General features: G+C 69.7%; 8 protein-coding genes. 5 read left to right on the top strand and 3 right to left on the bottom strand.

Translation table 11 applies throughout. From position 1 onward, the window contains the following. Positions 1–54 precede the first annotated feature (54 nt). Both MJ607_RS09285 and MJ607_RS09290 read left to right on the top strand, forming a co-directional pair. Positions 55–1,098 (top strand): GDSL-type esterase/lipase family protein, encoded by a 1,044-nt coding sequence (locus MJ607_RS09285; protein ID WP_243075308.1) that lies wholly within the window; start codon positions 55–57, stop codon positions 1,096–1,098. Continuing rightward, the gene (locus tag MJ607_RS09290) at positions 1,095–2,555 is read left to right on the top strand and encodes a family 43 glycosylhydrolase (RefSeq protein ID WP_243075309.1); all 1,461 of its coding nucleotides are present in this window, start codon (positions 1,095–1,097) and stop codon (positions 2,553–2,555) included. The genes MJ607_RS09285 and MJ607_RS09290 overlap by 4 nt, the downstream gene beginning before the upstream one ends. A gap of 48 nt (positions 2,556–2,603) precedes the next feature. Here MJ607_RS09290 and MJ607_RS09295 read toward each other — a convergent pair whose 3' ends face one another. The 3 genes from MJ607_RS09295 to MJ607_RS09305 form a co-directional block, all read right to left on the bottom strand. Then, positions 2,604–4,748 (bottom strand): glycoside hydrolase family 3 N-terminal domain-containing protein, encoded by a 2,145-nt coding sequence (locus MJ607_RS09295; RefSeq protein WP_243075310.1) that lies wholly within the window; start codon positions 4,746–4,748, stop codon positions 2,604–2,606. A 176-nt stretch (positions 4,749–4,924) separates the two neighbouring features. Continuing rightward, the gene (locus MJ607_RS09300; protein WP_243075311.1) at positions 4,925–6,220 is read right to left on the bottom strand and encodes an ABC transporter substrate-binding protein; all 1,296 of its coding nucleotides are present in this window, start codon (positions 6,218–6,220) and stop codon (positions 4,925–4,927) included. A 148-nt stretch (positions 6,221–6,368) separates the two neighbouring features. Further along, entirely contained in the window at positions 6,369–9,599 is a 3,231-nt protein-coding gene (locus MJ607_RS09305; RefSeq protein ID WP_243075312.1) for a glycosyl hydrolase, read from the bottom strand. A gap of 149 nt (positions 9,600–9,748) precedes the next feature. Here MJ607_RS09305 and MJ607_RS09310 point away from each other — a divergent pair, with 149 nt between their 5' ends. From MJ607_RS09310 to MJ607_RS09320, 3 genes are read left to right on the top strand one after another with little or no spacing between them, the layout of a single operon-like run. Then, entirely contained in the window at positions 9,749–10,708 is a 960-nt protein-coding gene (locus MJ607_RS09310) for a carbohydrate ABC transporter permease (protein WP_243075313.1), read from the top strand. A gap of 1 nt (position 10,709) precedes the next feature. Next, positions 10,710–11,546: a carbohydrate ABC transporter permease gene (locus tag MJ607_RS09315; RefSeq protein WP_243075314.1), complete on the top strand. Its 837-nt coding sequence runs from the start codon at positions 10,710–10,712 to the stop codon at positions 11,544–11,546. 16 nt (positions 11,547–11,562) lie between these two features. Next, positions 11,563–11,937, top strand: a complete 375-nt coding sequence (locus MJ607_RS09320) for a nuclear transport factor 2 family protein (RefSeq protein WP_243075315.1) — start codon at positions 11,563–11,565, stop codon at positions 11,935–11,937. Positions 11,938–11,943 lie beyond the last annotated feature (6 nt).

Here is an 11,943-nt window from a genome sequence, read left to right on the forward strand (position 1 = left end):
CTGACGCCGTTGCGGCTGCCGCTGAGCGCTCGGGCGCAGTTCGGCTCGGACTGGATGCGGATCGCGGCGGAGCAGGCCTCCGGCGTGCGCTGCGAGTTGCGGACCGCGGCGACGTGGATCGAGCTGACCGTGGAGACGACCGGCGTGCATCTGCCCTGGGTTCCCGACCATGTGCGGTGGGCGGTGTTCTCGGCAACGGTGGACGGCGAGCCCGTCGATGATGCCCGCGTAACGGGTGGTTCGCAACTTCACCTGGCGGAGCCTGGCGGACCGAGGTTCGTGCCGGGAGCGCCGGCCATCGTGCGATTCGAGCTCGGGGGGACGGGTGCCCAGGAGCGCCGGGTCGTCGTCTGGTTGCCGCAGACCGAGAGGGTCGAGATTCGCGATGTGCGCGCCGACGCCCTGCTGCTGCCTGCTGAACCGCTCGGCCGGCTGCGCTGGTGGCACCACGGAAGCTCGATCAGCCACTGCATCGAGGCCGAGACGCCGCTCGGCGTATGGCCCGTTGCGGCGGCCGGCGAGCTGGACCTGGACGTGACCAATCTGGGCTTCGCCGCGAACGCGCACCTCGATCCGTTCACCGCCCGCGCGATGCGGGACTCGGGTGCCGACCTTCTCAGCCTGAAGATCGGGATCAACATCGTCGGTGGCGACACCATGAAGTGGCGCACCTTCGTCCCGGCAGTCCACGGCTTCCTCGATACCCTTCGCGAGGGCGCGCCGACGACGCCGATCCTGGTGATGTCTCCGATCTTCTGCCCCATGCATGAGGACACCCCCGGACCCACCGTCACAGACCCGGTCACGGGCGAGCGCCGCGGCAACGCGGGCGCGCCGCTCGATCCTTTCCAGCCGCCGCTCACGCTCCGCGCGGTGCGGGAGATCCTCCGTGATGTCGTTGCGTCGCGCGCGGCCGAGGATCCCGCCATCTTCTCCCTCGATGGTCTCGATCTCTTCGGTCCGGACGACACCGACGAACTGCCGGACGGACTGCATCCCAGCCCCGCAGGGTACCTGCGGATGGCGGACAGGTTCGCCGCATCTCCTGCCGTTTCCACCTGGGTCGGCGCAGCGACGCGCGAGAAGGCGACATCATGACCACCTACCTCAACCCGGTGCTCGCGGGCGACCGGCCCGACCCGGCCGTCATCAAGGTGGGTGACGAGTACTGGATGACGTATTCGTCGTTCGAGTCCGCGCCGGGGCTGCTGCTCTACCGCTCGACCGACCTCGTCAACTGGACGTACGAGGGCCCGGCGCTCGAGAATCCGGTCGGCATCACCTTCGCCGTCGACATCGCCGAGGTCGACGGGCGCTTCTTCATCTACATCCCGTTCATCCCCGCGCCGTGGTCGCAGCTCGAGGCGCCGTCGATCTACGTCATCCACGCGCCCTCGATGCGCGGGCCGTGGTCGGAGCCGATCGACCTCGGGATCCGATGGGCGATCGATCCGGGCCACGTCGTCGGCGAGGACGGCACGCGCCACCTGTTCGTGAGCGGCATCCGTCGCATCGAACTGGCCCCCGACGGCCTCTCGACGGTCGGTGAACTCGAGCAGGTCTACGACGGCTGGCGCTACCCCGACGAATGGGTCACGGAGGCGTATGCGCTCGAGGGGCCGAAGCTCTTCCGGCGGGGGGAGTGGTTCTACCTCGTGAGCGCCGTCGGCGGCACGGCGGGACCCGCGACGGGCCACATGGTGATCGTCGCGCGGGCGCGATCGGTGCACGGGCCGTGGGAGAACAGTCCCGGCAATCCCGTCGCTCGCACGCAGGACGCGAGCGAGAAGTGGTGGTCGCGCGGCCACGCGACGATCCTGCCGGGGCCCGGTGGGCAGGACTGGTGGATGCTGTCGCACGGGTACGAGAACGGCTATCGCACTCTCGGCCGGCAGATCCTGCTCGAGCCGATCGAGTGGTCGGAAGACGGATGGCCCGTCACGGCGTCGCAGGACATCGGCGGAGCGCTTGCCGCGCCGTCCGGCGCCGCTCCGCAGGCGGCATCGTCGGCGTTCGAGGACGACTTCTCGGGGTTCCGTCTCGGCGAGCGGTGGACGTTCCACGCGCCGTCGCCGGGCGAAGCCGGTCGGGTCTCCGCCGACGACGGGCTGGTCGTGTCGGGCAAGGGCACGGGCCCCGGTGACACGTCGCCGCTCGCTGTCATCGTCGGGGACCACTCGTACGAGGTGGAAGTGGACGTCGAGGTCGACGGCGGGGAGGGCGGTCTGCTGCTGTTCTTCAACGACCGCCTGTTCACGGGCATGGGCATCGACGGCGAGCGGATGCGCAGCTACCACGGAGGCCGGCCGACGCACTGGCGCGAGCCCGCGCCCGCCGCGCACCGCATGACGCTGCGCCTGCGCAACGACCAGCACATCGTGACGGGCTGGTACCGGGTGCCGGGCGGCGAGTGGGTGCGTCACGCGATCCGCTACGAGACATCCGGATTCCACGCCAACACGATGGGCGATCTGCTGAGCCTGCGCCCCGCGCTGTATGCGGCGGGCGAGGGCTCGGTGCGGTTCCGGGACTTCCGGTACCGGCCGCTCGGCTGAGTCCGCGCCGCTCCTCCGGTTCGCAGTGATGCGAGAGGCCGCAGGTCGTCAGCGGACGCGGAGCTCGACCGCCTGAGTCGAGGTCAGGGTGGGGCCGACATGGAGGCGGAAGAGCCCCGGCTCGACGATGAACGCGGCGTCCGCGGCCCAGAAGCCCAGGGCCTCGCGACCCAACCCGAACGCGAAGACCGTGGTCTCGCCGGGATCCAGCGTGCGGCGCTCGAAGGCGACGAGCCGGCGGACCGGGGGTGCGATGCTCGCGACGACGTCTTCGACGTAGACCTGCACGACCTCTTCCCCGCGTCGCGCCGATGTGTTCGTGACGTCGATCGAGAGTGAGACGGTCTCGTCGGGCGACACTTCGGACCCCGACAGCCGCGGCTCGCCGTGTGCGAACGTCGCGTAGCCCGAGCCGTGGCCGAAGGCGAACTGCGGGCCGAGCCCGAGGTCGAGGTACTTCGAGGTGTACTTCTCGTGGACGTTGCCGGGTCCGTCGAGGCCGACGTCGGCCGTCTCCGTCGTGAGGGTTCCGCCAGTGGACGCCGGCCGGCCGGTGCGTTCGTGCGCGTAGTGGATCGGGATCTGCCCGACCGAGCGGGGCCACGACATCGGGAGCCGCCCCGCGGGATCCTCGTCGCCGAACAGGACGTCGACGATCGCCGTGGCGGCTTCGGTTCCGCCGTGCCACGCGACCAGCACGGCGGGCGCCTCATCGATCCAGTCCGCGACGACGAGCGGGCGCCCTGTTTCGAGGACGACGCCGAACGGGATGCCGGTGCCCGCGATCGCCCGGATGAGCTGCTCCTGCCGTCCTGGCAGGCGCAGGTCGCTGCGCGAGGCCGCCTCGCCGGAGAGCGCACTCGGCTCGCCCGCGAGCACGAGGACGAGGTCGCACTCGTGGGCGGCTGCGACGGCGTCGGCGATGCCGGAGGCGTCGTCGTCGAGGAAGCCGAGGCCGGGGACGACGGATACCTCGGCATCCGGGAGACGACCGCGCAGCTCGTCCGCGATCGATCCCGCGTGAGCGCCGAACGACTGGGTCCACGCGCCGAGATGGTCGGTCGACTCGGCGTACGGGCCGGTCAGCAGGATGCGGGCCGGAGCCCTGAGCGGGAGCGTCCCGTCGTTCTTCAGCAGCACGCACGAGCGGGCCGCGGCACGGCGGACGAGGGCGCGCGCGGCATCCGTCGGCTCGATCCGTTCGCGTGCCGGATCGACGTAGGGGTCGTCGAAGAGCCCCAGCGCCTCTTTGAGCGCGAGCACGCGCGCGACGGCGTCGTCGAGGCGCGCCGGGTCGATCCGCTCGAGGTCGGCGGGGTCGAGGTCGCGGGGCGCGCCGCCCATCTCGACGTCGAGGCCCGCGCCGAAGGCCTGCGCGACGGCATGCGCGAGATCCTCGGCGACGCCGTGCGGGAGCAGGTTGCGCACCCCATCGGCGTCGCCGACGACGATCCCCGCGAATCCCCACTCGTCCTTCAGGACCTCGGTCAGCAGGTGACGGTTCGCGTGGACGGGCCGACCGGCCACCGTATTGAAGGCGGCCATGACGGATGCCGCGCCCTCGGCGACGACCGCGCGGAAGGGCTCGAGGTAGACGTTGCGCAGCCGATGCTCCGAGACGTCGACGGTGTTGTAGTCGCGACCGCCCTCGGGCTGGCCGTAGGCGACGTAGTGCTTCGCCGTCGCGGCGATCGCGTCGGGAGCCGAGAGATCCGTGCCCTGGTAGCCGCGCACCATCGCGCTGCCGAGGACCGCCGTCAGGTGCACGTCCTCGCCGAAGCCCTCGACCACGCGCCCCCAGCGTGGATCGCGCGACACGTCCACCATGGGCGAGAAGGTCCAGGTCACGCCGCCGGACCGCGCCTCGGCGGCAGCGAGGGCTGCGAGCTCGCGCACGAGCGGCGGGTCGAACGCCGCGGCCTGCGCGAGCGGAACGGGCGCGATCGTGCGCTGGCCGTGGATGACGTCCAGTCCCACGAGGACCGGGATGCCGAGCCGCGTCTCCTCGACGGCCACACGTTGCAGCGCATTCGTCGCCGCGGCCGACCGGGGCCAGAAGACCGACCCGATGCCTTCGCGGATGAGCTGCGCGGCATCCGTCGATGACGGCCGGAAGACGATCTGCAGCTGACCGAGCTTCTCTGCGGGGGTCATGGCGGCCAGGAGCGCGTGCACACGGTGGGTGGTTGACATTTCCTGCTCTTCTCTCGGCGCCTCGCGTGATTCGGCGAGACAGAGGACTGCGTCGAGGCAGAGGATCGGGCGACCATGTCTCGGTCGAATCCCCTGTTTCGACAACTCCCCGTCCCCGAATGGATGTGCCGCCCGGAGCCGAAGCCCCGGGCGGCACAGACGTTGAGGTCAGCCGATCAGCTGTCCCAGGCCGCGTCCATGTCGGCGAGCACCTCGTCGACGGTCTTCTGACCGGTCAGCAGACCCTGGACACCGGTGCCGAGCGCGTCGTACACGGCCGGGTTCGGCCAACTCTCCAGCGGGAGAGCTGTGAAGTCGCCATTCTCGAGCAGGTCGCCGATCGGCTCGTAGCTGGGCAGAAGGTCAGCCGAGCTGACTCCCGTGATCGGGACGAGGCCCGACAGGTCGGCGAATGCCTTCGACTCCTCGGGCGAGCCCACCCAGTCGAGGAAGTCCTGGATCGACTTCTGCTTGGCGTCGTCCGCCTTCGCGTTGACAGACCAGGCGTAGTTCGCCGAGGCGAGGGTGAAGGGCTCCTGACCATCGGCCGGCGGGAACGCCTGCACGGTGATATCGAGACCAGTCGCGGTGCCGATCGAGGCGGCGGCCGAGCCGGGCGTGACCGCGCTGAGCGACGTGCCCCCGCCGATTCCTGCGGTGATGTTGTCGAACGTTCCGCCCTCGACACCGTCCTGGAAGCAGCCCTCATCCCTCATATCGAGGACGGTCTGGAGCGTCTCCTTCCAGCCTTCACTGTCGGCGAAGGTGACATCGCCCGCGGCTCGCTGCTCATTCCAGTCGGGAGTCTCCTGGTAGACGCGCGTCGCCGAGATGAGCTGCGTGAACAGGCCGGTGTTCGGCGGCATGGATCCGGCGAGGACCGTGAACGACTTTCCGCCGTCGCGAGCCGTCGTGCAATCGGCGAGCAGGTCTTCGTAGGTCGAGGGGTATTCGTCGATGCCGACGTCGGCGGCGCCGCCGCTGTTCCAGATCATGCCGACGGGGGCGAGGGCTGTGGGCTGTCCGTACAGCTTGCCGTCCGAGCCGTAGAGAGCCTCGGTGCCCTCCGGGATGATGGATGCCGTGTTGCCGCCGAGCGGTGCGAGGAAGCCCGCATCCGCCAGCGTGACGACCGAGATCGCCTGTCCCGTTCCGGGGTTGAGGATCATGACGTCGGCGGCGTTGCCCGCCTGCAGCTGCGTCGTGACCTGGGTGTTGTACGCGTCGGAGGGGTAGGGGATCACCTCGATCGGAACGCCGGTCTCGTCGGTGTACTTCTTCGCGGTCTGTGCGTAGAAGTCGTCGGCGTCATTCGCCTGCGCGACCATGATCGAGAACCCCTCGGAGCCGGCGTCTCCGGTGCTGTCGCCGCCGTCGCCGCCTGCGGAGCAGCCGGCAAGGATGAGGACTCCGGCGACCGGCGCCGCGAGAAGCGACCACCGGAGCGGCCGGGAGGCTGTGTGCTGTGGCATTTCGACCCTTTCGTGACTTCGTTGTCGCCAGCTCGGGATGCTGGCTCGGCCTCGGGGCCGCACGTCAAGCCTCGCACGATATGTAGGTTTCTGACATTAGTAATGCTTATGTGCGGCAATTACCTCGCTGATCCGCGATTCCGGCCGGTCAGCCCGGAATATCGACGAGGACTCGGACCGGGCCTGCCAGGCCGGCGGGCAGGGGTGCGGCATCCGGCTCGAACACCTGCGTCATCGGCGCGAAGATCTCGCCCGACGGAGCACCGGCCTCGGCGATGAGCCGATTGCGCCACGGCGTCACGACCTCGACCTCGATCTCGTTGCGTCCCTGTCGCACGGCGGCGGTCGCATCGACGAGGAACGGCGCCGTCCACGCGACGCCGCAGTCCACGCCGTTGACGATCACGCGGGCGATGTCTCGCACGACGCCGAGGTCGAGGCGGATCCGCCCCTCTCCCACGGTGTCGAGGTGGAAGCCGGATCGGTAGACGCCCGTGCCCGAGAAGCAGCGGGCTTCGTCGTCGATGTCGGTCCAGAGGCCGGGGCCGGTGAGCGCGACGACTTCGCGCCCGGGCAGCGCGAGGTGCCATGGTTCATCGAGGACGACGGAGTCGACGGATGCCGCTCCCGCGGCCGCAGCGGCGGCGAGGCCGTGGCCCGCCAGGCCGTCGCGCACGAGTCCCTCGGGCACGAGGAAGACCGACCCGAACGGCGGCAGCTCGAGCCGGAACGTGCGCCGCGCGTCCGAGACTCCGTCTTCGGGCAGGGGGCTCACCCCGAGCGCGACGGGATCCCACGCGGTGAGCCCGCCGACGGCATCCGCGACCGTGACGCGGACCTGCACCGTCTCGCCGCCCGGGTTCGCGAGGAAGGTCACACGCTGCCCGTCGATGAGGCGAGCGATCGTCCGCAGCGGCGCTCCCTCGATCTCGAGTGCGGGGGCGATCCCGAGCGTGCGCAGCGCCTCGGCGAGATCGAGCGTCTCGAGAACCCGGCCGTGCGTGCGCGGCGTCGCCCAGATCCGGTCGCAGAGGCGCGCGAATTCCGCGCCGTCGTCCGCGAGCGACGGCGAGCACTCCGGCCGGAGGCCGACGACGGTCGCGCCGGCGTCGAGCAGGTCCTCGATGCGGCGCAGGGTCGCGATCGTGAGGCGCCGGCTCGAGCCGCCGAGCAGGAGGAGGCGATACCGCGCACCCGCAGACCGCAGCCCGCCGTCTTCGACGCGCAGGATCGCCAGGCCGTCCGGCCCGACGTAGTCGAAGTCGAATCCCGGCGGCACGGTCTCGTCGTACGCGTCGTCGAAGAGCCCCGTCACGGGCGCCTCCTCGCCGACGAACACCGCGACGTCGACGGCGGGTTCGCCCGACGAAAGCACAGCGCTGCACCGCGCGAGGTAGTCGATCCAGGGTCGCGCCATCGCGCACCACGTCTCGTTGATCGTGAATGCCTGCCCGAGGAAGGGCGCGAGCGCGATGCCGGGCGGCGGCGCGGCGAGAGGCTGGTGCGCCGACGTGTGGATGCAGAACCGCGTCACGCCGAGCGCGAGCTGAAGGTCGGCGACGTGCTTGAGGCTCCGGGGAGAAGAGGCCCATGGGCGGTCGAAGCTCGTGAACGCCTCGGCGCCCGTCCACGCCTTGCCGTAGACGTGCGCGACGGAGGACGCCCCCTTGAGGTCGGCGACGTATGTCGGCTCGGGTCCCGCCTCGGGGTCGAACGTCCACATGGCGCCCATCGGCACGTCGGCGTGCGCGCGCATCGAGAGGTCGTCGCCGAGCTGGGGACGGCCGTCTTCGAGCGCCTCGGCGTAGTACGCCATGCCGCGGATGTGCGCCTCTGCGGCGAGGGTGCCGTAGTACTCGTCCGCGAGCAGTTCGGCGATCGTGCGGCGGTAGTCGTAGAGGAAGCGATCGGAGTCCGCGCCCCCGCCGACGACGTAGCCGGCGAGCGCCGGCAGCCACGGTGTCGGGTCGTAGCCGCGCCGCGCGCAGAACCGTTCGAGCATCGCGTCGGTCCAGTTCTGCGAGCCCGACTCGATGCTGTCACTCAGGAGGGCTCGGAAGCGTCCCGCCGAGAACCGCTCGAGGTGCGTCAGGAGGTACGCCGTGACCCGCTCCCCGTCGAGCTTGTCGACCTCGAGGCCCGTCGCGTCGGGGAGCGCAGGTCCGTTGGTCTGTCCCGTGAGCGACGCCCCGAGCCGCAGGATGCGCCAGCGTCCGGGCGGCGGGTTCCACGCGAGCCGGTCGCCGTCGAGGAACGAGGTGACGTCGTGCACGTCGCCGGCGCCGAGGGGAGCGGCATCCACTCGCTCATCCGTATCGACGGCGTAGTAGTCCGGCATGACCCCGAAGCCCGCCTTGACCTCGGCCTGATGCACGCGCCCGCCCGCGCGGAGCGCGAACTGGGAGACGAGGAAGGTGTCGCTCCGGCGGAGGACGGGCGGCACCCGCACGCCGTCTGCCACGGGCGGGAGGGCCTCGGCCGCGCTCACCCCCGACAGCACGAGCCGGAATCTGCGCGCCGTGACGGGCGGGAAGGAGGCCGTCCGCGCGGGGACCGAGGTGGACGCGAGCGCGGCGACATCACGGTAGGCGACGCCGTCGTCGCTCGCCTGCAGCACGGCTTCGGGCGCGGGTGCCGCGCCGAATCCGCGCGGGCCGGGGAGTCCGATCGTGAGCGACCGGACCGTGACGGGGTCGGCGAACTCCTGCTCGATCCACGTCGACGACCAGGCGTCGGGATCACGAGGGAGCGGGATGCCGCCGGTGAACGAGCCGTCGGTGAGCGGTGCGGCGTCGACATCGGAGGAGTCGGACGATGTCACGCGCAGCGGCTGAAGAGGTTCATGAGCAGGATCCGCAGGGAAAGCGACAACCCGCCAATCGACGGACCAGCCGGCGCCGGCGGGGGCGCCCCAGCGCGGGCAGTCCTGGAAGGCACCCGCGACGGACGGCAGCGGAGCGAGCGCGTGCTCGTCCGATCCCGACTCGATGACGGTCTCGGACCACACGACCTTCTTCATCGCGTCGGCGACTTCGACCCACGGGCCGCCGGCCGCGCTCCATCCCGAGGAGGTCGCGACGGCGAGCTCGAGCCCGAGCTCCGCGGCGGTGTCGGATGCCGCGCCGACGGCGTCGCGCCATGTCTCCGACCCCGGCCGCACCGGCTCGGGGACGACGAGCGGCACGCCCATCCCGCCGTCGAAGAGCTGCACGCCGCGCACACCCACGTCGTGCAGCCAGGTGAGGTCGCGCACGACGCCGGCGGGGTCGATGTTGCCGTCCATCCAGTGCCACCACGCCCGCGGCCGGGCCTCGTCGGGCGGGTCGATGAAGGCGCGCCACAGCTCGTGCGGTGCAGTCGGCGGCGTCGGCTTGGTCACAGCCTTCATCCTCGCCCGCCCGGCACTCTACGAAGGGTCCGTGCCACTTATATCCGATATCCGTAGAACTAATGTGTGCTTTCGACACAAGTATGCGATCGTTGCACCAGGCGCCGAAGTGGGCGCGTGACGACGAGGTCAGAGAGCAGATGACAGTGACGATCGAGCGAGACGCAACTCGCACCCTCACGGTGCCACCTGAAGCACGACGCACCCCGCGCCCCCGCGGCCGCAAGCCGCTCATCAGCTACGGGCACTGGTGGTGGGCTCTCCCCGCGATCGTGCTCGTCATCACGGTCCACTACGCCGCGACCCTCACGGGCGGCTTCTTCGCCTTCACGAACTGGACCGGACTGGGCGACTGGGAGTTCATCGGCCTCGACAACTTCGTGCGGATCTTCCAGGATCCGACGCTGCTCGGATCGGTGTGGAACACCCTGTTCCTCGCCTTCGGGTCGGTCATCGTGACCAACATCATCGGGCTCGGGTTTGCGCTCGCGATCAACCGCACGCTCAAGTCGCGCTATGTCCTTCGGACGCTCCTGTTCCTGCCCGTCGTGCTGAGCCCGCTCGCGGTCGCGTACATCTGGAAGTTCATCTTCCAGTTCAACGGTCCGCTGAACGGCTTCTTCGTGCTGATCGGTCTGCCGGACCTGCAGAAGGTGTGGCTCGCCGACCCGACATGGTCGATCTGGGCGATCCTGTTCACTGTCGTCTGGCAGCAGACCGGCTTCGTCATGGTCATCTATCTCGCGGGCCTGGCCTCGGTCCCGGTCGAGATCGAGGAGGCTGCGGCGCTGGACGGTGCGAACATCTGGCAGCGGTTCCGCGCCGTGACGGTGCCGGCGATCCGCCCTTCGATCGCGATCGCGACGACGCTCGGCATCATCCAGGGCCTGCGCATCTTCGACCAGATCTTCGCGCTCACCGCCGGCGGCCCGGCCGGTGCGACCGAGACCCTCGCGACCCAGGTCTACAAGCAGGCATTCTCGCTCGGGCAGTTCGGGTTCGGCTCGTCGCTCGCGCTCGTGCTGACGCTGATCATCCTCGTGTTCGCGATTCTCCAGCAATACGCCACCCGCGACCGCGACGCCGTCGGAAGGGTCTGACATGTTCCGCTACACCAAGCTCACCGCCGTTCGCGAAGTCCTCATCTGGGTCGTCACGCTGATCTGGCTGCTGCCGTTCTACTTCCTCATCGCGACCGCCTTCAAGGGCGACCAGGAGGCACTCACCACGAGCGCGGTCGCACCGCCGGCATCGCTGAACTTCGGCGCGTTCATCGAAGTGCTCACCGCCGGCGGCCGAAACAACATCCCGCTGAGCATCCTGAACAGCATCCTGATCACCGCCGGTGCGATCACGGGACTCGTCCTGCTGGGATCCGTCGCGGCCTACGTGATCACCCGCCGCACCCGTGCCTGGACGAACCTGACCTTCTATCTCGTCCTGATCGCGATCATCCTGCCCGCGCAGCTGGGCACCGTACCGCTGTACATCGGGGCTCGCACGGTCGGTCTCACGGGCAACGCGGTCGGCATGATCCTGCTGTGGATCGGCATCCTGCTGCCGCTGTCGGTGTTCCTCTACGCGAGCTTCTTCCGCGGTCTCACGACCGAGTACGAAGAGGCCGCCGTCATCGACGGGGCATCGCCCACGCAGGCGTTCTTCCGCGTCGTGCTGCCGCTCATGGCTCCCGCGACCGGAACCGTCGCGATCCTCGCGGGCCTCATCGTCTGGAACGACTTCTTCAATTCGCTGATCTTCCTCGGCGGATCGACGACGCAGACGCTCCCGGTCGCGATGTACACCTACGTCGGCGGACTCGTGTCGGCGTGGAACAAGATCTTCGCCGTCGTGATCATCTCGATGGTCCCGATCCTGCTCTTCTACATGTTCGCCCAGAAGAAGTTCATCCAGGGCTTCGCCGGCGGGCTCAAGGGCTGAAGGGCTGACACCGCACATGAGCGCCGACAACCGGGCGGCGTTCGAGACGTTCGTCGACCTCTTCTACACGCAGAAGCGTGTGGCGGATGCCTTCGCCTACGCCGTCTCGGACGACTACCGCCAGCACAATCCGACCATCGCCGACGGCCCAGCGGCCGCGATCGAGATGCTCACCCCGAAGTTCGACGGATCTCCGGACGCGCGCTTCGAAGTTCAGCGGATGCTGGTCGACGGAGACCTGGCGATGGTGCATGTGAAAGCCTCCCGCCCCGGCGCTCCGGACGCCGCGGTCGCGGACATCTACCGATTCGAGAGCGGCCGGATCGTCGAGCACTGGGACGTGCTTCAGCAGGTTCCCGTGCATGCCGCCCACGACCACCCGATGTTCTGACCCAGG

Source organism: Microbacterium sp. SS28 (assembly GCF_022761035.1).
Classification (GTDB): Bacteria; Actinomycetota; Actinomycetes; order Actinomycetales; family Microbacteriaceae; genus Microbacterium.